Source organism: Pseudomonas sp. AC070 (assembly GCF_979258635.1).
Window position 1 is genome coordinate 358,288 of record NZ_OZ409871.1, and the last position, 26,887, is coordinate 385,174.

Genomic DNA, 26,887 nt, shown 5'->3' on the forward strand with positions numbered 1-26,887 from the left:
CTTGGGGTATTGAGGGAGTCTGCAGCCGTCGGCGGGTTGCCGTTGCATGCTGCTGGCCGCCACTTTACGAGGGGGCTACTGACAGCATTCTGTCAGTAGCCTGCGCCGATATTTCTGCGCCGTGCTGGGCTAAACTGCCGTCCCTTTTTTCCATGCCGTCGAGCCTGCCATGCGTCCGTTAATCGCCACCGTGAACCTCGCCGCCCTGCGCCATAACTATGCCGTCGCCCATCGCTGCGCACCAGGGCGGCAGGCTTTCGCGGTGGTCAAAGCTAACGCGTACGGCCATGGCGTGCGTGAAGTGGTAGCCGCGCTAGCCAGCGCTGACGGCTTCGCCGTGTGCTGCCTGGAAGAGGCGCAAGCCGTACGCGAGGTAAATGCGCAGGCGCGCGTGTTGCTCCTTGAAGGCTGTTTCGAGCCGGCTGAATACCAGCAGGCCGCCGCGTTAAACCTGGACGTCGCCGTGCACAACGCCGCCCAGGCCGAGGCGCTGATGTCAGCAGCAATGGCACAGCCGCTGAACGTGTGGCTGAAGCTCGACAGCGGTATGCATCGCCTGGGTTTATCCGCTGCCGAGCTGCGCGAATGGCATGGCCGCCTGGCCGGAACCGGGAACGTGGCCGAACTCAATGTGCTCGGGCATTTCGCCTGCGCCGACGAGCGCGGCCATGAGCTGAATGAGCAGCAGGTCGAGCAGTTTCTAAGCCTGCTTGATCTGGATTTCGACCAGCGCTCGCTCGCCAATTCCGCCGCGCTGCTGACCATTCCCGCCGCGCATATGGACTGGCAGCGCCCCGGCATCATGCTCTACGGCGCCACGCCGTTTGCCGAGCTAAGCGCTAAGGAGTTGGGATTGCAGCCGGTGATGACGCTCACCGCACAGGTGATCGCCCTGCGAGAAGTGCCAGCCGGTGAAAGCGTGGGCTATGGCGCCAGCTGGATCGCCCAGCGGCCCTCGCTGATCGGCACCGTCAGCTGCGGCTACGCCGACGGCTACCCGCGTCACGCACCGCCCGGCACCGAAGTGGTGGTACGCGGCCAGCGCGTGCCGTTGGCGGGCAGGGTGTCGATGGACATGCTCAGCATCGACCTGACGGATGTGCCGAGTGCACAGCTGGGCGATGCGGTGGAATTGTGGGGCGCGCAATTGCCCGTGGATGAGCTGGCGCAACGCTGCGCCAGCATTGGCTACGAATTGCTAACCAAAGTGACCGGCCGCGTGCCGCGCCGCTATCACGACTAACTTAACCCTGTAGGAGCGGCTTCAGCCGCGATGCTCTTGAGCAGCAGCGCGGCTAGCAGACTGCTTACACCAACCCCGTCGGCACCTGCAGCACATCCAAAAACAGGCACTGCTCCGGCGTCAGCGAGCCATCCTTGCCGCGAATGATGCAGCCAGAACGGCCCTGGCTCTTGGCCTGATACAGCGCCTCGTCCGCCGCCTTGTATAACCCCGCGAATTGCTTGGCGTGTTGCGGAAACAGCGCGGCGCCAATACTGATGGTCACCGCCAGATTGTTCGCGCCATACAGCACCGGCTTGGCCAATTCGCTCAGTAAGCGCACGGCAATTTCCTGCGCGTGCTGCTCGGCTTCCGGGCCGCTGATGACGATGGCGAATTCGTCGCCGCCCAAACGCGCCACCATGTCATTGCTGCGCACATGCTCGCGCAGGCGCTGGCCGATGGTGCGCAGCATCAGGTCGCCGGCGTCGTGGCCGTGGCGGTCGTTGATTGGTTTGAAATGGTCGAGGTCCACCAACAGCAGCGCCACAGACTCGTGACGGCGGCTGGCATCGGCCAACGCTGTTTCCACGCGCTCAATCAAGTAGCGGCGGTTGGGCAGGTCGGTCAGCGGGTCGTGAAAGGCGGCGTGTTGCAGCGCCTGTTCCCGTTCGCGCAATTGCTGGTTGGCTTGGGCCAGTTCGGCCGTGCGCACTTCCACGGCACGCTGGAGTTCGTCGGCACTGGCTTGTATCTGCGACAGGCGCGCGGTTTTCTCGCGGTCGGCCTGTTGCAGCGCCGTGGAGCGGTCGTGCTTGAGCGTCTGGATGCGGTAGGCGAGGGCGAAGGAGAACAAAATCGACTCCGCCGCCACCGCCAACGGAAACACGTACGCATTCCAGCCAGCCGGCTGCACCACGCCCGTGGTGCGCAGCAGCAGCAAACCTGTGCTGCCCAGGATCAGGCCGTAGCCGCAGAGGTACAGCAGCGCCGGAAAGTAATGCTGCCGCCAGCGAATAAACGCCGCGCCCAAGGCCGCCGGAATGCTGGTGAACGACAGCAGGGCAATAATCCACGCCGCCGTGCCGCGCTGTCCGGCAACGTCCAGCGCAATCGCCACCACATACACCACACATGCCAGGTTCAGCAGGTGATGGGCCCAGCGCACATAGCGCTTGGTCTGCATCAGCGTTTGGGTAAAGCGCGTGGCGAAAATGCCCCACAACGAGGGCAGCACAATGCGGTCGAGCCACACCGGCACCGGCTGATTGGGCCACAGGTATTGGAAGCCGTGGCCGGTCATGCTGACGATAAACAGCAGGGCGCCGCCGGTGGCGAGCACGTACCAGAAGTAAGCCGCGTCGCGTAGGCTGAAAAAGATAAACAGGTTGTACAGCAGCAGCGCCGTGATGATGCCGTAGATGAGGCCCAGGCCGATGTTCTCGGTGGCGGCCAGTTGGCTCAGGTCATCCAATTGCCAGACCTTCAGCGGAAACGAATTGCCCGCCGGGTCGTAGCTGCGCAAATAAAAGGTCAGCGGTTCGTCGCCCAGCTCAGGTAGCTTGAACAACGTGCGGCGGTACGGGTAGTCGCGGCCTTCGGCGTAATTCACCACTTCGCCGCTCTGGCGCTGCTGCCAACTGGTGTGCGGGCCGGGCAGGTAGAACTGCATGTTCAGTTGGGTGACTGAACCGATCTCCAGCCACCACAGCGCTGGCGCTTCACTGCGCCGTTGCAGGGTGACTTTAATCCACCACGGGTTGCGGCTCTGACCGACGCTGGCTTTGCCATTGGCTGGCACGAAGCGCTGTTGAATGTCGGGCTTGGCCATGTCGGCAATATTCAGCGTGGCGCCGACATCTTCGAGCAGCTCGATGTGCCCGTTCAGCGACTGGCCGCTGCTGCTGCGGTCCAGCAGCATGGGCGCCGCAGCCGACGCGTGGGCAGCGCACACGGTCAACAAGGCATACAGGCACATCCGCACAATGTTCAGCCGCACCGCATAACTCCTTGTAGCCAAGCGCTGCGGCCGGGCGATTAAAACTGGGTCGAGTATAGCTATCAGTATCGGAAATTGATGACAGGGCTTGAGCGACTTTCTTGTCATCCATCGGCCAGTAGCTGACTGACACAGTCGGATTCTGTACATTTTTTGTGCTATATTCCGCGCCCGCGATTTTCCATGCAACTGCCATACGGTTCCCCCATGCAAGCAGCCAAGCCGCTATTCGATTATCCAAAGTATTGGGCCGAGTGTTTCGGGCCTGCACCTTTCCTGCCGATGAGCCGGGAAGAGATGGATCAGCTTGGCTGGGATTCCTGCGACATCATCATCGTCACCGGTGATGCGTATGTGGATCATCCTTCGTTTGGCATGGCGATCATCGGCCGTTTGCTCGAAGCGCAAGGCTTTCGCGTGGGCATCATTGCCCAGCCGAACTGGCAGTCCAAAGACGACTTTATGAAGCTCGGCGAGCCGAACCTGTTCTTCGGCGTCGCGGCCGGCAACATGGATTCAATGATCAACCGCTACACCGCCGACAAGAAAATTCGCTCCGACGACGCCTACACGCCTGGCGGTCTGGCTGGCAAACGCCCAGACCGCGCCAGCCTGGTGTACAGCCAGCGTTGCAAAGAAGCCTACAAAAACGTGCCCATCGTGCTTGGCGGCATCGAAGCCTCGTTGCGCCGTATCGCGCATTACGATTACTGGCAAGACCGCGTGCGCAACTCGATTCTGATCGACGCCAGCGCCGACATTCTTCTCTACGGCAACGCCGAGCGCGCCATCGTCGAAGTGGCCCAGCGCCTGTCGTATGGGCAGAAAATCGAAGACATCACCGATGTGCGCGGCACCGCGTTTATCCGCCGCGACACGCCGCAGGGCTGGTACGAAGTCGATTCCACGCGCATCGACCGTCCGGGCAAGGTCGACAAGATCATCAACCCGTACGTGAACACGCAAGACACCCAGGCCTGCGCCATCGAGCAGGAAAAAGGCCCGGTTGAAGATCCGGAAGAGGCCAAAGTCGTGCAGATTTTGGCCAGCCCGCGCATGACCCGCGACAAAACCGTGATCCGCCTGCCGTCCATGGAAAAGGTGCGCAACGACCCGGTTCTGTACGCCCACGCGAACCGCGTGCTGCACCTGGAAACCAACCCAGGCAACGCCCGCGCCCTGGTGCAGAAACATGGCGAAGTGGATGTGTGGTTCAACCCGCCACCCATTCCCATGACCACCGAAGAAATGGACTACGTGTTCGGCATGCCATACCAGCGCGTGCCGCACCCGGAATATGGCAAAGAGAAAATTCCCGCCTACGACATGATCCGTTTCTCGGTAAACATCATGCGTGGCTGCTTTGGTGGCTGCACCTTCTGCTCCATTACCGAGCACGAAGGCCGCATCATCCAGAACCGCTCGGAAGAGTCGATCATTCGCGAGATCGAAGAAATCCGCGACAAAGTGCCGGGCTTCACCGGGGTTATTTCCGACCTCGGCGGGCCAACCGCCAACATGTACCGCATCGCCTGCAAGAGCCCGGAAATTGAATCCGCGTGCCGCAAGCCATCGTGCGTGTTCCCCGGCATTTGCCCGAACCTGAACACCGACCACTCCAGCCTGATCCAGCTGTACCGCAGCGCCCGCGCGCTGCCCGGCGTGAAGAAAATTCTGATCGCCTCTGGCCTGCGTTACGACCTGGCCGTGGAATCGCCTGAATATGTGAAAGAACTGGTCACGCACCACGTGGGCGGCTACCTGAAAATTGCCCCGGAACACACCGAGGAAGGCCCGCTGAATCAGATGATGAAGCCGGGCATTGGCTCCTACGACAAGTTCAAGCGCATGTTCGAGAAGTACTCGAAAGAGGCGGGCAAAGAGCAGTACCTGATCCCGTACTTCATCGCCGCGCACCCGGGCACTACCGACGAAGACATGATGAACCTGGCCCTGTGGCTCAAAGGCAACGGCTTCCGAGCCGACCAGGTGCAAGCGTTCTACCCCTCGCCCATGGCCACCGCCACGGCGATGTACCACTCGGGCAAAAACCCGCTGCGCAAAGTCACGTACAAGAGCGACGGCGTGACCATCGTTAAAAGCGAAGACCAACGCCGCCTGCACAAAGCCTTCCTGCGCTACCACGACCCCAAAGGCTGGCCGATGTTGCGCGAAGCACTGCTGCGCATGGGCCGTGGCGACCTGATTGGGCCGGGCAAGAACCAGCTCATTCCGCTGCACCAGCCGGCTACCGACAGCTACCAGAGCGCACGTCGGAAAAACTCGACGCCGGCCGGCAGCCATAAAGTGGCCAAGGAAACCAAAATCCTCACCCAGCACACCGGCCTGCCCCCGCGCGCGAGCGACGGCGGCAATCCGTGGGATAAACGCGAGCAAGCCAAAGCGGCGGCGTTTGCCAAGAGCAAGGAAGACGCTAAAGCCCGTCACGACGCGGCCAAAGGCGGCAAGGGCAAGGGCGGCAAAGGCGGCAAGAAGCCGGCGCGGCAGCCTGTGTTTCCGCGCTGAGGCTTGTGCATGAACAAAAAACGCCAACCTTCGGGTTGGCGTTTTTGTATGTGACCGAGTCTGCCCCGGCCCTCTCCCCCAGCCCCTCTCCCGCAAGCGGGCGAGGGGGGCAGAGATGCGTGCGGATTCTGAGACGGCGTCTTGGTCGAGGCTGAGAGATCCGACTTTAATTCTCGAAACCTCCCCGATCCATTCCCCTCTCCCGCTTGCGGGAGAGGGGCTAGGGGAGAGGGGCTTTTGCCTGGATTTTGATCGTAGCGCCCGGCTTCCATGCGTTCGGTTGAACATTCTGGATCCCCGCGTTCGCGAGGATGACGGAGCGATTGACCACCGAGGCGTGATCTCGCCCACTGGAATGAAGACCTCTGCATCCCCTGCGCCCCGTTTACGTGCGATCCTCCGCCCCACGCATCGCCACTGGCGCGATTTTGGTGCCGGGGTGCAGGGACGGGTAGCGAAACCACCGGCTCCGCCCCGGCTGGCATAAGTCTTGCGCGGCTCACAGCCCGCCAAGGCTCGCAGGAGGCACGCCGTGTCGATTCATGTCGCATTGCACCACGTTACCCACTACCGCTATGACCGCGCGGTAGACCTTGGCCCGCAAATCGTGCGTTTGCGCCCGGCGGCCCATAGCCGTACGCGCGTGCTCTCGTACGCGCTGAAAGTGCTGCCCGAAAAGCACTTCATCAATTGGCAACAAGACCCCCAGGGCAATTACCTGGCGCGCCTGGTATTTCCGGAGAAGACCACCGAGCTGCGCATCGAGGTTGATCTGGTCGCCGAAATGGCGGTGTTCAACCCGTTCGATTTCTTCCTCGAGCCCTACGCCGAAAAAATCCCGTTCACCTATTCGGCCGATGAAAAGCGCGAGCTGACGCCGTACCTGGCGACCCTCGACCCCACGACAAAATTCGACGCCTACGTCGCCAGCATCGAGCGCAAGCCGCTGCCGACCATCGACTTCCTCGTCGCCCTGAACCAGCGCCTGAGCCAAGACATCAGCTACCTCATCCGCATGGAGCCGGGCGTACAAACGCCCGAGCAAACCCTAGTCAACGCCTCCGGCTCATGCCGCGATTCGGCCTGGTTGCTGGTGCAGATTCTGCGCAGCCTCGGCCTGGCGGCGCGCTTTGTTTCCGGCTACCTGATTCAACTGACCGCCGACGTCAAAGCCCTCGACGGCCCCAGCGGCACCACCGTGGACTTCACCGACCTGCATGCCTGGTGCGAGGTGTATTTGCCCGGCGCCGGTTGGGTGGGGCTCGATCCAACGTCCGGCCTGTTTGCCGGCGAAGGCCATATTCCCTTGGCGTGCAGCCCGGAGCCTTCCTCCGCGGCGCCCATCAGTGGCGTGGTGGAGCCGTGCGAGGCCGAGTTCACCCACGAGATGTCGGTGGAGCGCATCTGGGAAGCGCCGCGCGTGACCAAGCCGTACACCGAGGAGCAATGGCTGGAGATCGAGCGCCTTGGCCGGCAGATTGATCACGACCTGCTCGAAGGCGACGTGCGCCTGACCATGGGCGGCGAGCCGACCTTTGTATCCATCGACGATCCCGACGGCCCCGAGTGGAACACCGACGCCCTGGGCGACAACAAACGCAAGCTGTCCGCCGAGCTGTACCAGCGCATGCGCAAGCGCTATGCGCCTAAAGGCCTGCTGCATTTCGGCCAGGGCAAGTGGTACCCGGGCGAGCAACTGCCGCGCTGGTCGCTGAACTGTTTCTGGCGCCACGACGGTGAGCCGATCTGGCACAACCCGGCGCTGGTTGCCGATGAAACCCAGAACTACGAAGCCGATGGCGCGCTCGCCGGGCGCTTCCTCGCCAGCGTTGCCGAGCGTCTGCAACTGCCCGGCGAGTTCGTGTTTCCCGCCTATGAAGACAATTTCTATTACCTCTGGCGCGAGGGCGCGTTGCCCAAGAACGTCAGCGCTGAAGATTCGCGCCTGAGCGATGAAATGGAGCGGGCGCGGCTGCGCAAAGTCTTCGCCCAGGGCCTGGATAAAGTTGTAGGCCAAGTGCTGCCGTTGGCGCGCACCGCAGATGGCGATGCCTGGCAAAGCGGGCGCTGGTATTTGCGCGACGAACACTGCCGGCTGGTGCCGGGCGACTCGGCCATGGGTTATCGCTTGCCGCTGGCGTCGCAGCCGTGGGTAAAGGCGGCGGAGTTTCCGTTTGTGCATGTGCCCGACCCGAATCAGAGCTTCGCCGAATTGCCGTCCAGCGATGCGCTGCGCGTGCTGCCGGCCGAGCGCGGTGAAGCGCCGGCCAAGGCCGAACAGCGCGAGCCGAAAATCGACGAGTCGGCCCATTGGCTGACGCGCACCGCCTTGTGCGCCGAAGCGCGGGACGGGCGCTTGTACCTGTTTATGCCGCCGCTCGCCGCGCTTGAGGATTACCTGGCACTGGTCAACGTCATCGAGGCCTGCGCCGAGGAGTTGCATTGCCCGGTGCTGCTCGAAGGCTACGAGCCACCCAGCGATCCGCGTCTGGGCAACTTCCGCGTCACGCCCGATCCCGGTGTGATTGAAGTGAACGTGCAGCCCTCGTCGAGCTGGGAGCAGTTGGTTGAGCGCACCGAGTTCCTCTACGAAGAAGCGCGGCAAACCCGGCTGACCACCGAGAAGTTCATGATCGACGGCCGCCACACCGGCACCGGCGGCGGTAACCACTTCGTGCTCGGTGGCGCCACGCCGGCCGACTCGCCGTTTCTGCGCCGCCCCGATTTGCTGCGCAGCCTGATCAGCTATTGGCACAATCACCCGTCGTTGTCGTACCTGTTCTCCGGGCTGTTTATCGGCCCGACGTCCCAGGCGCCGCGCATCGACGAAGCCCGCAATGACTCGCTCTACGAACTGGAAATCGCCTTCTCGCAAATGCCGGCGCCGGGCGAAGAATGCCCGCCGTGGATCGTCGACCGGCTGTTGCGCAATCTGCTCATCGACGTGACCGGCAACACCCACCGCGCCGAGTTCTGCATCGACAAACTCTATTCGCCCGACAGCGCCAGCGGCCGCCTCGGTTTGCTGGAGCTGCGCGGTTTCGAAATGCCGCCCCATGCGCGCATGAGCCTGACCCAGCAGCTGTTGCTGCGAGCGCTGGTGGCGCGTTTCTGGCGCGAGCCTTACGCGCCGCCAAAACTGGCGCGCTGGGGCACGGAGCTGCACGACCGCTTCCTGCTACCGCATTTTATCCAGCAAGACTTCGCCGACGTGATCGTCGACCTGAACAACGCCGGCTATCCGCTGCGCGCTGAGTGGTTCGACGCGCATCTGGAGTTTCGCTTCCCGAAAATCGGTGATTACGCCGTGGCCGGTATCGAGCTGGAACTGCGGCAGGCGCTGGAGCCGTGGCATGTGCTGGGCGAGGAGGGCGGTGGCGGCGGCACGGTGCGTTATGTCGATTCCTCGCTGGAGCGCGTGCAGGTGAAAATCAACGGCCTGCCGCCGCAGCGCTATTTGCTCACCTGCAATGGCGTGGCGGTGCCGTTGCAACCGACCGGGCGAGTGGGCGAGTTCGTTGCCGGCGTGCGCTTTCGCGCCTGGCAGCCATACAACGCGTTGCAGCCGACCATTGGCGTGCACGCGCCGTTGGTGTTCGATTTGCTGGATACCTGGATGCAGCGCTCGCTGGGCGGTTGTCAGTATCATGTCGCCCACCCCGGCGGGCGCAATTACGAGACCCTGCCGGTGAACGCCAACGAAGCGGAAAGCCGGCGCATGGCGCGTTTTTTCCGCCTTGGGCATAACCCCGGGCAGTTGTCGGTGCCGACGTTGCAGATCAACGATGAGCTGCCGATGACCTTGGACCTGCGCCTGCATCGACGCTGACCGGTTTGCCCACGGCAAGCGCCGCCCAGAGCAGGTGGCGCGCCATGGGTGATATTGCCGGGCTGCGCTACGCTTTTGAGCGGTACTTTCTGATTTCCTGTCGTCTGCCGAGCGTTACATGCCTGACCTGCTAGACCTGTACCGGCTGACACCGGGTAGCTACCACGAGATGCTCGACAGCGAGGGCAACCTGCGCGCGCATTGGCGGCGGCTGTTCGACCAATTGCAGCGCAGCAGCGTGCTGCAACTGGCCCAGCGCCAGGCGTTGCTGACGCGACAAATTCAGGAAAACGGCGTGACCTACAACGTCTACGCCGACCCCAAAGGCGCCGACCGGCCATGGGAATTGGATCTGCTGCCCCATCTTCTCCCCGCTGATGAATGGCAGAAAATCGCCGCCGGCATCTCCCAGCGTGCCAAGCTGCTCAACAGCGTATTGGCCGATTTGTACGGCCCGCAAACTCTGATCGCCAAGGGCTTGTTGCCAGCGGAATTGATCTTCGGTCACAACAATTTTCTCTGGCCGTGCCAAGGCGTCGAACCGCCGGATGGCACGTATTTGCATGTGTACGCCGTGGACTTGGCGCGCACCCCCGATGGCCGCTGGTGGGTGACGGCGGACCGTACCCAGGCGCCGTCGGGTGCCGGTTATGCCCTGGAAAACCGGCAGATCGTTTCCCGGGCGTTTCCCGAGCTGTACCGCGATTTACAAATTCAGCACCTCAACGCCTTCTTCCGCACCTTGCAAGAAACCCTGGCCCGCCAGGCGCCCACCGACGGCGAGGTGCCGCTGGTGGTGCTGCTGACGCCGGGGCGCTTTAACGAAAGCTACTTCGAACATTTGTACCTGGCGCGCCAGCTCGGTTATCCGCTGGTAGAAGGCGGCGACCTGACCGTTCGTGACGCCACTGTGTACCTGAAAACCCTCAGCGGTTTGCGCCGCGTGCACGCCATCATGCGCCGCCTGGACGACGACTTCTGCGACCCACTGGAACTGCGCACCGACTCCGCCCTCGGCGTGCCGGGGCTGCTCGAAGCGGTGCGCCAAGGCCGCGTGCTGGTGGCGAACGCGCTGGGCAGCGGTGTGCTGGAGTCGCCGGGTTTGCTCGGCTTTTTGCCGCAGATCAATCAGCATTTGTTCGGCGAAGATTTGCTCTTGCCGTCGATTGCCACCTGGTGGTGCGGCGAAGAGCCGGTGCTGGAACAGGCGCTGGAAAAGCTGCCGGGGCTGCTGATCAAGCCCGCCTTCCCGTCGCAAAGTTTCACCCCGGTGTTTGGTCGCGACCTCAGCCAAGCGCAGCGCGAAGCCCTGGCCAAACGCATTCGTAAACGCCCCTACGCCTATGTGGCGCAGGAACTGGCGCAGCTGTCGCAGGCGCCGGTGTGGCAGCCGGAGAACGGACAGTTACAGCCGCGCGCCATTGGCATGCGCGTGTACGCCGTGGCCGATGCCGACGGTTATCGCATTCTGCCCGGCGGCCTGACGCGGGTGGCCACCGAGGCCGACGCCGACGTGGTGTCGATGCAGCGCGGCGGTGCCAGCAAAGACACCTGGGTGCTGGGCGAGCCGGCGCCTGGCGGGGAAACCAGGCCCAATCCAAAGAATCTCGGCGGCCTCGGCCTGGTGCGGCGCGACCCGTATCTGCCCTCGCGCATCGTTGAAAACCTGTTCTGGTTTGGCCGCTACTGCGAGCGCTGCGACGACAGCGCGCGGCTGCTGCGCATCATGCTGGCGCGCTATGTCGAGGGCGACGATCCGCTGGCGCTGCAAGCGGCGGTGGAGCTGGCCGAAAGCCTGAAATTGCTGCCCGAAGCCGGCGACTTGCACGACCGCTTGCTGGTCGCCTTGATGGGCCCGGACTGGCCCGCCAGCCTGCGCGCCAACCTGCTGCGCTTGCAGTGGGCGGCCTCGCAAGTGCGCGGCAAGCTTTCGCGGGAAAACTGGCAAGCGCTGGTGCAGCTGCAACACGACGCGCAGATTCTGGACAGCGAAAAACCCGACTTCGGTGAGCTGCTGGATTTCCTCAACCGCTTGGTGATGTCGCTCGCCGCGCTCTCGGGGTTTGCCCTGGACGACATGACCCGCGACGAAGGCTGGCGCTTTCTCATGGTGGGCCGGCAAATCGAGCGCCTGCAATTTCTCAGCAGCAGCCTGGCCGAGTTTCTTCATGGCGTAGCGGTGTTCGATCAGGTCGGCCTGGAATGGCTACTGGAGCTGGGCAACAGCAGCATTACGTACCGCTCGCGCTACATGGCCGTGCCGCAGCTGATTCCGGTATTGGACTTGCTGCTGCTCGACGAACAAAACCCCCACGCCGTGCTGTTCCAACTGCGCCTGGCCGTGCGCTCGCTCAGTCGCCTTAACGAAGATTTCGCCGCACCGCGCGAAGTCGGGCTGTCGCTGTTGGCCGAGCGCCTGGCGGCTTTCGACCTCGGCAGCCTGGAAAACCAGTTGTTTGGCGTGACCAGTCTGCGGGCGGTGCTGGACGGTTTGGTGGTGCTGCTCAAGCAGGTGTCGGAAGCGGCCGGCCATGCCTCGGACCGCTTGGCGTTGCGCCATTTCGCCCATGTCGATGACGTCAGCAAGCAAACGGTGTCGGTGTAATGAGCGCGCGCTATCAGATTCTTCACGACACCCATTACCGCTACGACAGCCCGGTGTCGCTGGCCCAACAACTGGCGCATTTGTGGCCGCGCCCGAGCCCCTGGCAGATTTGCGTTGAGCAAGCGCTGCACATCAATCCGGAGCCCACCAGCCGCCGCGATGAGCAGGATGTATTCGGCAACCCGGTCACCCGCCTGGCCTTCGAACGGCCCCACGACGAGCTGCAAGTGAACGCCCGCCTGGTGGTGGAACTGCGCGAACAACCGGCGCTGGATTTTCGCCAGTCGCCCGCCTGGGACCACACCCGCAGCGTGCTCACCTACAACGGCAAACCCAAGCCCGACGCGGTGCTCGACGCTTGCCGCTTCTGCTTCGAGTCGCCCTATGTGCGCTTGAAAAAAGCCTTCTCCGACTATGCCGACAGCTGCTTTCCGCCCAGCCGCCCGCTGTTGCTTGGCGTGCAGGCGCTGATGGAAAAAATCTTCCGCGAATTCACCTTTGACGCCGAAGCCACCCAGGTGGCGACGCCGCTGGTGGAAGTGCTGGAGCGGCGCCGTGGCGTGTGCCAAGACTTCGCCCACCTGATGCTGGCCTGCTTGCGCTCGCGCGGTTTGGCGGCGCGTTACGTCAGCGGCTACCTGCTCACCCAGCCACCGCCCGGCCAACCCCGCCTGATCGGCGCCGACGCCTCCCATGCGTGGGTATCGGTGTACTGCCCGGCGCTCGGCTGGGTGGACTTCGACCCCACCAACAACGTGCGCCCGGCACTGGAACACATCAGCCTCGCCCGAGGCCGCGACTTCTCCGACGTCTCACCGCTGCGTGGCGTGATTCTGGGTGGCGGGAGCCATGATCCGGATGTGCAGGTGACGGTGATTCCGCTGTAGGGCCCATCGCAGGTTTGAATGCTTTTTGTAGGAGAGGCTTTAGCCTCGATGTTTTTTGCCCCCAAGAGCATCGCGGCTAAAGCCGCTCCTACAGGTGTTCGCGTGTACTTCCCTTCACCCACCGTCATTCCCGCGCACGCGGCGGTCCGACGATTCGGAATCCAGAGTTTCGAGCCGAGCGGCATTGCTTAGACAATCACCGCGCCTGGATCCCGAGACGTCGGACCGCCGCCTGCGCGAGGATGACGGGTGTTCGGTTTTAGCCAACGAATCAAGTCAGGCTTTTCCGAATCCCACGTAACCCTTGGTTTTTATTTTATGTGGAACTATAGTGCCAACTCTGTAGGAAACAAAAACTCACAAAAAGCCTAGCGGAGCCCGCCATGCGTATCGCCACCTTGTCTGTATTAGCCGTTTCCGTGTTGCTGGCCGCGTGCGGCGAGCCGGAGAAACCGGCGGTGACTCACGTTGATTTCCAGAAAGAATTACAAGCCAAGCTGATCAAGGCCAAGGCCGGCGATGTCATCGACATTCCCGCCGGCACCTATCAGCTCGACCGCAGCCTGAGCCTCAAGGCCAGTGGCGTGACCATCAAGGGCGCGGGCATGGATAAAACCGTGCTGAGTTTCAAAGGCCAGAAAAGCGGAGCCGAAGGGCTGCTGGTGGATGCGTCCGACTTCACCATTGAAGACCTCGCGTTTGAAAACACCAAAGGCGATTCGCTGAAGGTGGTCGGCGGCAAGAACATCATTATTCGCCGCGTGCGTACCGAATGGACGGGCGGCCCGGCGACCGAGAACGGCGCCTATGGCATCTACCCAGTGCAAACCGAAAACGTGCTGGTGGACGGCGTGGTGGCCATCGGTGCATCGGATGCCGGCATTTACGTCGGCCAGTCGCGCAACGTGGTGGTGCGCAACAGCCGGGCGGAGAAGAACGTGGCCGGCATCGAAATCGAGAACACCATTGGCGCCGACGTCTACGACAACGTCGCCACCGGCAACACCGGCGGCATTCTGGTGTTCAACATGCCCAACTTGCAGCAGGCCGGGCGCGCCACCCGCGTGTACAAGAACAAGGTGCAGGGCAATAACCACGACAACTTCGGCCACAAGGGCACACCCGTTGCCAGCGTGCCGGCAGGCTCGGGCGTGGTGATCAATTCCAACGATCAGGTGGAAATTTTCGACAACGATATCGGCGAGCACAAAACCGCCAACCTGATCGTCAGTAGCTACTTCAGCACCGGCTACACCAACCTCTCCACCGCCGATGGTTTCGACCCGTACCCGGAAACTATCTACATCTACGGCAACCGCTTTGGCCCAGGAGGCGACAGCCCGGACAACCTCGAACTCAAAGCCCTGCGCATCAGCCAGTTCGGCCTCAGCGGGCGTCTGCCGGACATTCTCTGGGACGGCTACGTGAACGTCGACAAAGTCAAAAACGGCAAGCTGCCGCCTGAATTGGCGATTTGCGTGGATAACGGCGCCGCGCAGTTGCTCAACGTCGACGCCCCCAACGGCTACAAAAACATCAGCTCCGACATGAGCAGCCACACCTGCAGCCTGCCGAAACTGCCGGCCATCGAACTGGCCTCGGCCAAAGCGGGGCAGGGTGCATGAAGGCATGGCTCGTGTTGGCGGGCGCGCTGCTGTTGGCGGCGTGCTCCAAGCAGTCGGCACCGTTGTACTTGCCCGAAGGCGAGAACTACCCGCAAACACTGAGTGAGTGGGGCATGTTGAAACTCGGTGACGGGCATTTGCAGCCGGTCGCTGAGGTCACGCCGTATGACCTCAACACGCCGCTGTTCACCGACTACGCCCACAAGATGCGCACCGTGTGGATGCCCAAGGGCGAAGCGGCGGCGTATGGCGAGGAGCATTTCGACTTCCCCGTCGGCACCGTGCTGAGCAAAACCTTTTACTACCCCAAGGATGAACAAGGCCGCCTGCGCCGCAACAATCAGGACGACCGCGACCCCAGCACCGGCCTGACCCTGGCCCGCGTGCATCTGGTGGAAACGCGCATTTTGCTCAAGCAAAAAAGCGGCTGGGTGGCGCTGCCTTATGTCTGGGATGAAAAACAACAGGAGGCGCACCTGGAACTGGCCGGCGACAGCCAAAGCCTGAGCCTGCTCGACGACGCCGGGCAAACCCTTGCCGTGGACTACGAAGTGCCAGACGCCAACCAGTGCGCCGGCTGCCATGAGGAAAGCCATGGCCAGGGCATCAATCCGCTAGGCCCGAAAGCGCGTCACCTGAACAAAGACGTGGTGTACGCCGACGGCACCGCCAACCAGTTGCAGCGCTGGCAACAAAAAGGCCTGCTCAGCGGCTTGCCGGCCGAGCTGGCGGGCGTGCCGCAAAACGCGCTCTGGGGCCATCCGCGCGCGGGCGAAACCCTGGAGAAACAAGCGCGCAGCTACCTCGACGCCAACTGCGCCCACTGCCACAACCCGAAAGGGCCGGCGCGTACGTCGGGGTTGATGCTCAATTTGGCGACGGCCACGGGCATTCACAGCGGTATCTGCAAGCTGCCGGTGGCGGCGGGGAAAGGCTCGGGGAATCGGTTGGTGGATATTCATCCGGGCCAGCCGGATGAATCGGTGCTGATCTACCGCGTCGACAGCACCGACCCCAGCGTGATGATGCCGGAGCTGGGGCGGTCGGTGGTTCATCGCGAAGGGGTGGAGATGCTCACGCGCTGGATCGCCAGCCTGGACGGCGGTTGCTGAACCGCGTCTGTGGGCGTGTTACTCGCTGGGCTTGTCGTCGACGCTGTCGGCTTCTGGCTCAGTGCCTTCTTCAGGCTGCTCGGCTTGGCCGTGGGCCAATTTACGTTGACGCTTCTCTTCTTTCTTCTGTTCTTTGGCAAGGTCGCGCTGTTGCTTGGCGAAGTTGTAATTGGGTTTGGCCATAAAGTCCTCTGCTGTGTCGGTGCGCATTGCCTTGAGTAAAGCCCACGCGCTGTGATTTGCGCAGTGAGCCAGGCAGTTGGCTGAAGGTGTCAGGTGGGCGTGCGGTCTACCCATTTGGGCGCGACCGAAGGTTTCCAATCCGCCATGGCGGCAATCAGGTCGGTGGGTGACTCGTTGATTTGCAGCATCTCCCGGTGCGGCGCACGCACGAAGCGTTCGGCGACCAGGTGATCGAGGAAGTCGTTGAGCTTGGCATAGAAGCCGTTCACTTCCAGCAACCCCAAAGGCTTGCTGTGGTAACCGAGTTGGCCCCAGGTCCAGACTTCAAATAATTCTTCCAGCGTGCCCAGGCCGCCGGGCAGGGCGATAAAACCGTCGCTCAATTCGGCCATTCGCGCTTTGCGTGCGTGCATGCCGTCAACCACTTCCAGGCGCGTGAGGCCCGTGTGGCCGATCTCGGCGTCTTTCAGCGATTGCGGAATGATGCCGACCACTTCGCCGCCGGCCGCAAGTGCGGCGTCAGCGACCGTCCCCATCAAGCCGACCTTACCGCCGCCGTACACCAGGCGGATGTTTTGCTCGGCCAAGGCACGGCCCAGATTCACCGCCGCTTCGGTGTAAACCGGGTTGGCGCCAGGGCTGGCACCACAGAACACACACAGCGAACGCAACGACATAAGCCACTCCACAGACAAAAATGCGTCCACAGGGTAGCCGCTGACGGCGCGCTCACCAAGGGTTAAACGTGGCGCAGTTCATCGGCGCAGGTGCCGCTGGCGCCACAGGCGTAGGCGGCGAGCAGGCTGCGCAGCAGGTCGTTGATAGTCATGGGAAGCGCCTCGTTAAATGAGCGCTCAGGCTACGTACCGCCGAGCGTTTAGGCCGTTTAATTGTTTCGATGAGCGCCATAGCACCGTGGCCATGCGGCTTTTTGCCTCGCGTTTGCTTGAACTCGTCTGTGTTATCAACCGTCTGTTTAAACACGCACTACCTGTTCGTCACTGTTAAACCGGGCGCATTGCCCACCCTGCCAAGGAGTTCACCATGCTTCGCAAGCTCGCACTCGCTTCCGTACTTTCGCTGGCCAGCCTTCAGGCATTCGCCGCCGATTGCTCCGTCACCGTCGACTCCACTGACCAGATGAGCTACGACACCAAAGAAATCAAAATCAGCAAAAGCTGCAAAACCTTCACCGTGAACCTGACCCACAGCGGTTCGCTGCCTAAAAACGTCATGGGCCATAACCTGGTCATCGCCAAAACCGCCGACATGGCTGGCGTAACGGGCGACGGCATGGGCGCAGGCATCGACGCCAACTACCTGAAAGCCGGCGACGACCGCGTAATTGCCCACACCAAAATCATTGGTGCTGGCGAGAAAGACTCGGTGAGTTTTGATGTGAGCAAACTGAAAGCGGGCGACGATTATTCGTTCTTCTGCTCGTTCCCGGGCCACTCCAGCATGATGAAAGGCTCTGTTTCTTTGGTTGACTGAAGACGGCTTCCTGGTCGTCGGCCATACGGCGTTGAAGCCGCGTTTTGAATGCTCACGTACTCACGTACGCTGCGCTTCAAAACGCGGCTTCGCCTTGTCTGGCCTTAGCCCAGAAACCCTTGAGTGAGGGCGGATAGAGCTTTTGTAGGAGCGACCTTGGTCGCGAACCCTGCAAACGGAAAAGCTTCGCTAAAGCTAGCTCCCACAGTCCATCGCTACCGCGAATCGGTCATTTTGAAAATGCCTTGGGCGTTGCTGCTGTCGAAATGCAGGTCCAACTCGCCCGTCTCTTCGTCCACTTCCCGCTGAATGAACTCCACAAACGAACCCGGTACGGTGCGCTGCACGGTGTGGCCGTGGGCGTCGATGAAGTCGCGCTGTACTTGCACGGCTTTGTAGGCGGTTTGCATGACGCGGCGTGAGCTGGAGGTTTCGATGCTGTCTTTCATCGGCCGCTGCAAGGTGCGCTGATGGTCAACCACCGCTTGCAGGTCGCTTACGCGGTCGGTGAGGTGGTTGAAGCGGTTGCCCTCGGTGGCGATCCAGGCCATTTCCGCGCTTTCGCTGAGCAACGCCTGGTAATCACTTTCCTGAACCGTCGCGTGTTGGCAGTCGAATGCCCGGTACAGCGCGGGCAGCAGTTGCAGGGCGGCGGCCACGGTGCAGTGGCGGGTTTGGCGCAAGGTGCGCAGCGTGGCCAGGTGCTCGGCGGTCAGCGGGTCGCGGCTGGTTTCGCACACGCGGGTGACGGCCTGCTGAAAGGCTTCGCTGAAGCGACCGGGGTGCAGTTCCGAGACGAAGAATTGAGCGATGTCGGCGGGCAGGTCCATCTGCCGGTAGGCGTAGCCGGTCATTTTCAGTTTGGTCAGCGGGTAGGTGCGCACATCGGTAAAACCCAGCGGTTCCAGCAAGCGCGTGAAGGCGTGACGGCCACGGGGCAGGGCGCCGTTTTCGGGCCAGTCGACGGTGCGGATGGCGCCGTGGTCGAACACCACCTGGCGGCCATCTTGGCGCTGCTCTTCTACATACAACCGGCCGTTGGGCACCGCTTCCACCAGTTTGTGGAACAGGCTCAGGTTCAGCGCTTCCGCCAGCCACGCGCGGTGCAGCTGCTGCTCGCTGTTGGCGAAGCCGGCCAAGCCTTCGGGAATGGCGACATGGGCGAACACCCACTCGGCGGCGGCCTCGCCGATGGTGGCAGCGACAAGCTGGAACAAGTGGGCATCACGGGACATGGCGGCGGCTCTTGGGCTATTTCGTGTGGCTATCAAACCTGGCGACATGGCGAGCGACAAGCGAAAAAAACTGCCGGGTTCATTCCATAAATTCGTATTGGCGGCTTAGTCGATCTGCTCGTGAATCCAGCGCACGAAGTCGCGCACCTTTGGCACTTCGGCCGCGTGTTCAGCGTAGGCCAGGTAATAGGCGCTGTTGCTGGTCAGGCTGTGTTGCCACGGGATCACCAGCTTGCCTTCGGCCAGTTCTTCTTCCACCAGAAAGCGCGGCAGCAACGCCACGCCGCAGCCGACCTGGGCGGCGCGAATGCACATGTAAAAACTGTCGAAGCGCGGGCCGTGATAGCTGTGCTCCGTGTGTCGGTCCTGGCTTTGAAACCATTCGTGCCACGCTTCCGGGCGCGTCGCGTTTTGCAGCAAGACTAATTCGGTGAGTTGGGTGGGATCGGTGAACGGCTCAGTGGGCAGCACGCTCGGGGCGCAGACCGGCACCATCTCTTCGCCAAACAAACGCACGCATTCGGCACCCGGGCGAGCGCTCTGGCCGAAGTAGAACGCTACGTCGCTAAGGCCTTGCGCCAGTTCGTCGGGCTCCAATTCGTTGCGCACGTCCAGGTGAATATTCGGATGACGCAACCGCCAGCCTTTCAAACGCGGCACCAGCCAACGCGCGCCAAAGGTCGGCAAGGTGGCCACGCGCAGCACTTCGGTTTCGCCGCCATAGGAGCGCAGGTAGTGGGTCGACATTTCCACCTGCGTCAGAATTTTGCGCACCTCGGCCAGGTACAACGAGCCGGCTGGCGTGAGCTGCAAACTTCGGCGAACGCGGCGAAACAGCAGGTGTTGCACCACTTCTTCCAGCTGCGCCACTTGCTTGCTCACGGCGCTTTGCGTGAGCGCCAGTTCTTCCGAGGCGCGGGTAAAACTCAGGTGCCGCGCCACCGCTTCGAAGCATTGCAGGGCGGTGAGCGAAGGCATGTGGCGCTTGAGCATGGCGGTAGTCGGTCCGGCGGCGGGCGATTGAGGGTTTGGCATTACTAAACGGAATGATGTGTGGAGTAAAGGTCGTTTGTTGCGCGCAGGCGAGCCGGCTATTACTGCTGCCATCACATTTCACCCGTTGGTTAAAAGGTGCCGGACATGGTTGCTGCATTGCTGAACAAATTGGGCGTTGCCCCGTCGCGTTATCAACAGGGCGCCCACGCGGTGCATTCGCCTATCGACGGCAGCCAGATCGGCACGGTCGAGCTACAGGATGCCGCCTCCGTGCAGGCCCAGATCGGCCAGGCCGAAGCCGCCTTCCAGGCCTGGCGCCAAGTGCCGGCGCCGCGCCGTGGCGAGTTGATCCGCTTGTTCGGCGAAGCGCTGCGCGCGCACAAGGCCGAACTCGGCGAACTGGTGTCGTGGGAAGCCGGCAAAATCACCCAGGAAGGCTTGGGTGAAGTGCAGGAAATGATCGACATCTGCGACTTCGCCGTCGGCCTGTCGCGCCAGCTCTATGGCTTGACCATCGCCTCCGAGCGCCCCGGCCACCACATGCGTGAAACCTGGCACCCGCTGGGCGTGGTCGGCGTGATCAGCGCGTTCAACTTCCCGGTTGCCGTGTGGGCGTGGAACACCACGCTGGCGCTGGTGTGCGGCAACTCGGTGGTGTGGAAACCGTCGGAGAAAACCCCGCTCACCGCCCTGGCGTGCCAGGCATTGTTCGACGGTGTGGCCAAGCAATTCAGCGATGCCCCGGCCCACCTCAGCCAAGTCATCATCGGTGCCCGCGAAGCCGGCGAAGCGCTGGTGCAGGACCGTCGCGTGGCATTGGTCAGCGCCACCGGCAGCACGCGTATGGGCCGTGAAGTGGCGCCGATTGTGGCGGCGCGTTTTGCCCGTTCGATTCTGGAATTGGGCGGCAACAACGCCATGATCCTCGCGCCCAGTGCCGACCTTGATATGGCCGTGCGCGGCATTCTGTTCAGCGCCATCGGCACCGCCGGCCAGCGCTGCACCACCTTGCGCCGCCTGATCGCCCACGAGTCGGTGAAAGACGAAATTGTCGCCCGCCTGAAAACCGCTTACGCCAACGTGCGCATCGGCCATCCGCTGGAAGGCAACCTGGTCGGGCCGCTGATCGACAAGCAAAGCTTCGACGGCATGCAAGCGGCGCTGGTGCAGGCCAAACAAGAAGGCGGCACGGTGTTCGGCGGCGCTCGCCAACTCCAAGACACCTTCCCCAACGCCTATTACGTGGCCCCGGCCATTGTGGAAATGCCCGAGCAAAGCGCCGTGGTTCGCCACGAAACCTTCGCGCCGATTTTGTACGTGCTCGGTTACAGCGACTTCGCCGACGCCATCCGCCTGAACAACGACGTGCCGCAGGGCTTGTCGTCGTGCATCTTCACCACCGACGTGCGTGAGGCCGAGCAGTTTATGTCGGCCGTGGGCAGTGACTGCGGCATCGCCAACGTCAACATCGGCCCGAGCGGTGCGGAAATCGGCGGCGCGTTTGGCGGCGAAAAAGAAACCGGTGGCGGTCGCGAGTCCGGCTCGGATGCGTGGCGCGCGTATATGCGTCGGCAGACCAACACCGTCAATTATTCCCGCGAGCTGCCGCTAGCCCAGGGCATCACATTCGATTGACGAGAAAACTACTGCGCTCGGCCATGCGGCGTTAAACACAGATTCAAAAATGCTCATTGGCTACAGCCAACTCCGCTTTTTTCATCTGTGTTTGCCTTGCCTGACCTTCGCTCGCTACGTTTTCCAATGGTGTGCGGTTGGCTTTTTAGGAATCTTGCTATGCCGTTACAGCAAGCATGTTTGTGGGAACAGGTCACCACGCAGCGCCCAACAGCCGAGGCGCTGACGGGTGAGTTGAAGGTTGATGTCTGTGTGATCGGCGCCGGCTTCACCGGCTTATCCACCGCGCTGCACCTGCTTGAGCAAGGCAAACGCGTCGCCATCGTCGAGGCCCATGAAACCGGCCACGGCGGTTCGGGGCGCAATGTCGGGCTGGTAAATGCCGGCATGTGGATCGCGCCCGATGACGTCGAAGCCGGGCTCGGTCAGGCCGTCGGCAGCAAGCTGGTGGCGGAAATGGGGAACGCGCCGTCGCTGGTGTTTTCCCTGATCGATAAATACGCCATCGACTGCCAGGCCCAACGCCAGGGCACCTTACACATGGCCCACAACGCCAGCGGCACGGCCGATTTGCAAAGCCGCTGTGCGCAATGGGTGCGTCGCGGCGCGCCGGTGGAGATGATCACCGGCGCGGCCTGCCATGCGGCCACCGGCACCAAACGCATCGATGCGGCGTTGCTTGATCGCCGCGCCGGCACGGTCAATCCCATGGGCTATGTCAGTGGTTTGGCCCGAGCCGTGGTCGGGCTTGGCGGGCAGTTGTTCCATCACTCGCCCGTTACCCGGTTGGAGCGTCAGGGCGCGGATTGGTTAGTGGCAACGGCGCAAGGCTCGGTGCTGGCTGAGAAGGTGGTGTTGGCCTCAAACGCCTACACCGAGGGCGAATGGACAGAACTACGGCGTAACTTTTTCCCCGGTGGCTATTACCAAGTGGCCTCGGTGCCCCTCAGCGGTGCGGCGGCCGACAGTATTTTGCCGGGCGGCCAGGGCTCGTGGGACACCCGCCAGGTGCTCAGCAGTATTCGTCGCGACGCCGACGGCCGCCTGCTACTCGGCAGTCTCGGCAGTGCCGTGAACAAACCCATGTGGGCCGTGCGCGCCTGGGCCGACCGCATACAACAGTTCTACTTTCCGCAGCTGGGCAAAGTGGACTGGGAATGCACCTGGACCGGCACCATCGCCTTCACCCCCGACCACCTCATGCGCCTGTTCGAGCCGGCGCCGGGGCTTGTGGCTGTTACCGGTTACAACGGTCGCGGCGTTACCACGGGAACGGCGGTTGGGCGCGCCTTTGCCAACTATTTGCTCACCGGTTCCCGTGATGCGCTGCCCATGCCGTTCCAGCCCATGGACGGCATCAGCGCGCCGGGCCTGCGCAGCGGGTTGTACGAACTCGGCTTCTCGCTGTACCACGCAGGCCAGTGTTTGCGGGTGGTGATTTAGCAGGCGCCTGTAACTGTGGGAGCGGCTGGGCGGCATTCCGATTAGCCGCGATGCTTGTGATCTTTTAAGAGCATCGCGGCTAAAGCCGCTCCTACAGTCGTGAAGGCCCGTCATCGCTCCCGACCAGTACAGCTATGTGCCTTTTTCCACCCAAAACGCGACCTGCTTCCAACAATGCCGAACCGCTGCACTAGCCTGTATTGGTGCGCGTGCCCGCATTTCGCGCACCACGGGTGTGCACTTCGGTGACAAGTACAGTTACGACGAGTTGCCCTGATTGGGGTGCTTGGTTGCTCTTGTCTGATCGTTAGGTTGCTCTTAATTTTTTCGAGCGGTTGCACCTTGCGGTTTTAATGGGTTGCACCCTCCCGATGTAGGGCCTTTCGCAGCCGTTGGTAAAACCTTTCGAGTTTTTTTCACGGATTAAAAAGCGTGTGGCACGCCGCTTGCTCTTTCCTCAGCGCCATCACATAACCCCTCAGGAGCAAAACTCCATGCCTCACAAGAAAACTTTTAAGAAAGGTATTCTGGCGTTCGCGGTAGCCAGTGCTATGAGCCTGTCTTCCGTTGCTTTTGCCGATATCGTTATCGGCGTAGCCGGTCCGATGACCGGTGGTAATGCTGCATTTGGTGAGCAACTGTGGAAGGGCGCCGAGCAGGCAGCGGCCGATATCAACGCCGCAGGCGGTATCAATGGTGAGCAAATCAAACTGGTTAAAGGCGACGACGCCTGCGAGCCGAAACAGGCCGTAGCAGTTGCCAACCGTCTGGTGGACTCGGACAAAGCAGTCGCCGTCATCGGCCACTTCTGCTCCTCGTCGACCATTCCTGCTTCCGAGGTTTACGACGAAGCCGGCATCATTTCCATTACTCCAGCTTCCACCAACCCGACAGTGACCGAGCGCGGTCTGAGCGGCGAATTCCGTATTTGCGGTCGTGACGACCAGCAGGGCGTGGTGGCCGGCGACTACATCGTCGACAAACTGAAGCTGACCAAAGTCGCGATCATTCACGACAAAGACACCTACGGCCAAGGCCTGGCAGACGCCACCAAAGCTCAGCTGACCAAGCGCGGCGTGAAAGAAGTGCTGTACGAAGGCCTGACTCGTGGCGAGAAAGACTTCAACGCCCTGGTCACCAAAATCCGTTCCTCGGGCGCTGAAGTCGTGTACTTCGGTGGCCTGCACGCTGAAGCCGGTCCTCTGGTCCGTCAGCTGCGTGAACAAGGTTCGACCGCACTGTTCATCTCCGGCGACGGCATCGTCACCGACGAACTGGTTACCACCGCAGGCGGTGCGCAATACACCAAAGGCGTGCTGATGACCTTCGGCGCCGACCCGCGCAACATCGCTGACGGCAAGCCGGTTATCGAAAAATTCCGCGCCGCCGGTTACGAGCCTGAGGGTTACACCCTGTATTCCTACGCTGCCATGCAGTCCATCGCTGCCGCCTTCACTGGCATCAAAGGCACCGACGGCGCCAAGGCCAGCGCCTGGCTGAAGTCCAACCCGGTGAAAACCGTTATGGGCTCCAAAGAGTGGGATAAGAAAGGCGACCTGAAAGTCTCCGACTACGTGATGTACGAGTGGGATGACAAAGGCAAATACCACCAGCAGTAAGACCGGTGGTTTGTATGAGTAATCGGACCCTGCGGCTTCGCCTGGCGAGCCGCGACGTGCGCTTTAACCGTACAGACCACTGACTCGGCTAACCGCTCTGGTACTACAAGTACCCGGGCGGTTAGTGCTTCTGGGCACTGCTGGGTGTCTTGCAAGTGCGGCCAATTGTGGTCGCCTTGGGCAGCAGTACCCGTCTATCACTAGAGGCGGCAGGCCGAACCCCAGGCCCTGACCCCAACAGACGAGACTGCGTCAATGGACGGTATTTTCCTGCAACAACTGATCAACGGGTTAACCCTGGGGTCGGTCTACGGACTGATTGCCATTGGTTACACCATGGTTTACGGCATCATCGGCATGATCAACTTCGCCCACGGCGACGTGTACATGGTCTCTGCCTACCTCACGGCCATCGGCCTGGCGGTGCTGACCTTTTTCGGTCTCGAATCCTTTCCGTTCCTGATCCTCGGCACACTGGTGTTCACCATCGTGGTGACAGGCGTGTACGGCTGGACCATCGAGCGCATTGCCTACAAACCGCTGCGTAACTCCACGCGGCTGGCTCCGCTGATTTCCGCCATCGGCATGTCGCTGATCCTGCAGAACTACGTGCAGGTTTCCCAAGGCGCGCGTCAGCAAGGCGTTCCGACCCTGTTGGAGGGGGTTATCAAGTTTCACGTGGGCACCGGCTACGTACAGCTGACCTACACCAAATTGTTCATCATCGTCGTGTCGCTGGTGGGCATGGGCGTGCTGACTTACATCATTCAGAACACCAAGCTCGGCCGCATGTGCCGCGCCACCCAACAAGACCGCAAGATGGCCTCCATCCTCGGTATCAACACCGACCGGGTGATCTCTTACGTGTTCGTGATCGGCGCTTCGATGGCGGCCCTGGCCGGCATGTTGATCACCATGAACTACGGCACCTTCGACTTCTACGCCGGCTTCATCATCGGCATCAAAGCCTTTACTGCAGCGGTACTCGGCGGCATCGGCTCGCTGCCCGGCGCCATGCTCGGCGGCTTGATTCTCGGTGTGGCCGAAGCGCAGTTCGCGGGCTTGGTGAACTCGGACTTCAAGGACGTGTTCTCGTTTTCGCTGCTGGTTCTGATCCTGATTTTTCGACCGCAAGGGCTCATGGGTAAACCCCATGTGGCGAAGGTGTAAGCCATGTCGGCAAGCAACTCTATTGATATCAAGCGCTGCCTGATCGACACCGTTCTCGCTGGCCTTATTTCCCTGATCGTGTTCGGCCCCATCGTCGGCATCGTGCTGCAGGGCTACAGCTTCGACCTGCACCCGCAGCGTCTGGCGATTCTGGTGGGCATCGTGATGGCGGGGCGCTTCTGCCTCAGCCTGTTCCTGCAGACCGCCCAGGGTAAGAAGATTGCCCACTCCATGCAGAACCGCGACAGCGGCGTGCATGTGCTGCCGGCAGGGCATAAATCGACGCTGCGTTTTGTGATTCCGGTGCTGATTCTGCTGGCGATCTGCTTCCCTTTTTTCGCCAACAAATACCTGCTCTCGGTGGTCATCCTCGGCTTGATCTACGTGCTCTTGGGCCTTGGTCTGAACATCGTGGTCGGCCTGGCGGGCCTGCTCGATCTGGGCTTCGTTGGCTTCTACGCCATTGGCGCGTACGGCTTGGGCCTGGGCTACGAATACCTGGGGCTGGGCTTCTGGACCATGATTCCGTTGTCGATGCTGCTCGCCGCATTTGCCGGCGCGTTACTCGGCTTCCCGGTGTTACGAATGCACGGCGATTACCTCGCCATCGTGACCTTGGGGTTTGGCGAAATCATTCGTCTGGTGCTGAACAACTGGGTATCGCTCACCAATGGCCCGAACGGTATTCCGATTCCCGGCCCGACTTTGTTCGGTCTTGAATTCGGCCGCCGCGCCAAGGAAGAAGGCCATGTGCCAATCCACGAATGGCTGGGCGTGAGCTACAACCCCAACGCCGAATTGATCTTCACCTTTGTGGTGCTGTTCATCGTGGTGATGGCGGTGCTCTACGTGAAACACCGCCTGACCCACATGCCGGTCGGCCGCGCCTGGGAAGCCTTGCGCGAAGACGAAATCGCCTGCCGCGCCATGGGCCTGAACCACGTGTTGGTCAAGCTTTCGGCCTTTATGATCGGCGCCTCGATTGCCGGTTTGGCCGGGGTTTTCTTCGCCACCAAGCAAGGCTTTATCGACCCCTCGTCTTTCACCTTCTTCGAGTCGGCGCTGATCCTGGCGATCATCGTGCTCGGCGGCCTCGGCTCGACGCTGGGCGTGGTGATTGCCGCGTTTGTACTCACGGTGGCGCCTGAGCTGTTGCGCAGCTTCGCCGAGTACCGCGTGTTGATGTTCGGCATCCTCATGGTGCTGATGATGATCTGGCGTCCGCGCGGCCTGGTGCGTATCAGCCGTAACGGTTACGCGATTCGTAAAGGAGTGAAGCCGTGAGCAACGACATCATTCTCTCGGTC

General features: G+C 61.9%; 18 protein-coding genes. 13 read left to right on the forward strand and 5 right to left on the reverse strand.

Annotation, left to right across the window (positions count from 1 at the left end; all coding sequences use genetic code 11):
- Positions 1–169: 169 nt before the first annotated feature.
- Positions 170–1,243 (forward strand): alanine racemase, encoded by a 1,074-nt coding sequence (gene alr, locus ACZZ0Q_RS01520; RefSeq protein WP_463540332.1) that lies wholly within the window; start codon positions 170–172, stop codon positions 1,241–1,243.
- A 64-nt stretch (positions 1,244–1,307) separates the two neighbouring features.
- Here alr and ACZZ0Q_RS01525 read toward each other — a convergent pair whose 3' ends face one another.
- On the reverse strand, positions 1,308–3,200 hold the full coding sequence (locus tag ACZZ0Q_RS01525; protein ID WP_463542255.1) for a diguanylate cyclase domain-containing protein: 1,893 nt from the start codon (positions 3,198–3,200) through the stop codon (positions 1,308–1,310).
- A 228-nt stretch (positions 3,201–3,428) separates the two neighbouring features.
- On the opposite strand from ACZZ0Q_RS01525, the gene ACZZ0Q_RS01530 reads away from it, so the two are divergent.
- The 6 genes from ACZZ0Q_RS01530 to ACZZ0Q_RS01555 all read left to right on the forward strand — a co-directional run bounded on the left by ACZZ0Q_RS01530 (position 3,429) and on the right by ACZZ0Q_RS01555 (position 15,805).
- A complete protein-coding gene (locus ACZZ0Q_RS01530) occupies positions 3,429–5,747 on the forward strand; it encodes a YgiQ family radical SAM protein (protein ID WP_463542254.1) in 2,319 nt (772 codons plus the stop codon).
- Positions 5,748–6,279: 532 nt separating this feature from the next.
- Positions 6,280–9,576 carry a transglutaminase family protein gene (locus ACZZ0Q_RS01535; protein WP_463540331.1) on the forward strand — a complete coding sequence of 1,099 codons (3,297 nt, stop codon included), beginning with the start codon at positions 6,280–6,282 and terminating at the stop codon, positions 9,574–9,576.
- Between the two features lie 118 nt (positions 9,577–9,694).
- Entirely contained in the window at positions 9,695–12,181 is a 2,487-nt protein-coding gene (locus ACZZ0Q_RS01540) for a circularly permuted type 2 ATP-grasp protein (RefSeq protein ID WP_463540330.1), read from the forward strand.
- Positions 12,181–13,068, forward strand: a complete 888-nt coding sequence (locus ACZZ0Q_RS01545; RefSeq protein ID WP_463560228.1) for a transglutaminase family protein — start codon at positions 12,181–12,183, stop codon at positions 13,066–13,068. The genes ACZZ0Q_RS01540 and ACZZ0Q_RS01545 overlap by 1 nt, the downstream gene beginning before the upstream one ends.
- 383 nt (positions 13,069–13,451) lie before the next feature.
- On the forward strand, positions 13,452–14,693 hold the full coding sequence (locus ACZZ0Q_RS01550; protein WP_463540329.1) for a parallel beta-helix domain-containing protein: 1,242 nt from the start codon (positions 13,452–13,454) through the stop codon (positions 14,691–14,693).
- On the forward strand, positions 14,690–15,805 hold the full coding sequence (locus tag ACZZ0Q_RS01555; RefSeq protein WP_463560230.1) for an SO2930 family diheme c-type cytochrome: 1,116 nt from the start codon (positions 14,690–14,692) through the stop codon (positions 15,803–15,805). Before ACZZ0Q_RS01550 ends, ACZZ0Q_RS01555 begins: the two co-directional genes overlap by 4 nt.
- Positions 15,806–15,823: 18 nt before the next feature.
- Here ACZZ0Q_RS01555 and ACZZ0Q_RS01560 read toward each other — a convergent pair whose 3' ends face one another.
- Both ACZZ0Q_RS01560 and ACZZ0Q_RS01565 read right to left on the reverse strand, forming a co-directional pair.
- Positions 15,824–15,988 carry a hypothetical protein gene (locus tag ACZZ0Q_RS01560; RefSeq protein WP_463540328.1) on the reverse strand — a complete coding sequence of 55 codons (165 nt, stop codon included), beginning with the start codon at positions 15,986–15,988 and terminating at the stop codon, positions 15,824–15,826.
- An 89-nt stretch (positions 15,989–16,077) separates the two neighbouring features.
- Positions 16,078–16,665 (reverse strand): TIGR00730 family Rossman fold protein, encoded by a 588-nt coding sequence (locus tag ACZZ0Q_RS01565; RefSeq protein ID WP_122491935.1) that lies wholly within the window; start codon positions 16,663–16,665, stop codon positions 16,078–16,080.
- 367 nt (positions 16,666–17,032) lie between these two features.
- Here ACZZ0Q_RS01565 and azu point away from each other — a divergent pair, with 367 nt between their 5' ends.
- Positions 17,033–17,482 carry an azurin gene (gene azu, locus ACZZ0Q_RS01570; protein ID WP_122491933.1) on the forward strand — a complete coding sequence of 150 codons (450 nt, stop codon included), beginning with the start codon at positions 17,033–17,035 and terminating at the stop codon, positions 17,480–17,482.
- Positions 17,483–17,697: 215 nt separating this feature from the next.
- Here the strand turns inward: azu and ACZZ0Q_RS01575 are convergent, their stop codons facing one another.
- Positions 17,698–18,717 carry a 2-oxoadipate dioxygenase/decarboxylase family protein gene (locus ACZZ0Q_RS01575; RefSeq protein WP_463540327.1) on the reverse strand — a complete coding sequence of 340 codons (1,020 nt, stop codon included), beginning with the start codon at positions 18,715–18,717 and terminating at the stop codon, positions 17,698–17,700.
- A gap of 105 nt (positions 18,718–18,822) precedes the next feature.
- A complete protein-coding gene (locus ACZZ0Q_RS01580) occupies positions 18,823–19,710 on the reverse strand; it encodes a LysR family transcriptional regulator (protein ID WP_463540326.1) in 888 nt (295 codons plus the stop codon).
- Positions 19,711–19,857: 147 nt separating this feature from the next.
- On the opposite strand from ACZZ0Q_RS01580, the gene amaB reads away from it, so the two are divergent.
- The 5 genes from amaB (at position 19,858) to livM (ending at position 26,864) form a co-directional block, all read left to right on the forward strand.
- The gene (gene amaB, locus ACZZ0Q_RS01585) at positions 19,858–21,348 is read left to right on the forward strand and encodes an L-piperidine-6-carboxylate dehydrogenase (protein ID WP_463540325.1); all 1,491 of its coding nucleotides are present in this window, start codon (positions 19,858–19,860) and stop codon (positions 21,346–21,348) included.
- Positions 21,349–21,507: 159 nt separating this feature from the next.
- Positions 21,508–22,791: an L-pipecolate oxidase gene (gene amaA, locus ACZZ0Q_RS01590; protein ID WP_463560232.1), complete on the forward strand. Its 1,284-nt coding sequence runs from the start codon at positions 21,508–21,510 to the stop codon at positions 22,789–22,791.
- A gap of 494 nt (positions 22,792–23,285) precedes the next feature.
- Positions 23,286–24,410, forward strand: a complete 1,125-nt coding sequence (locus ACZZ0Q_RS01595; RefSeq protein ID WP_463540324.1) for a branched-chain amino acid ABC transporter substrate-binding protein — start codon at positions 23,286–23,288, stop codon at positions 24,408–24,410.
- Between the two features lie 255 nt (positions 24,411–24,665).
- The gene (locus ACZZ0Q_RS01600; RefSeq protein WP_122451554.1) at positions 24,666–25,580 is read left to right on the forward strand and encodes an ABC transporter permease subunit; all 915 of its coding nucleotides are present in this window, start codon (positions 24,666–24,668) and stop codon (positions 25,578–25,580) included.
- Between the two features lie 3 nt (positions 25,581–25,583).
- Complete coding sequence (gene livM, locus ACZZ0Q_RS01605; protein ID WP_463384041.1) at positions 25,584–26,864, forward strand: high-affinity branched-chain amino acid ABC transporter permease LivM; 1,281 nt, start codon at positions 25,584–25,586, stop codon at positions 26,862–26,864.
- Positions 26,865–26,887: the final 23 nt, after the last annotated feature.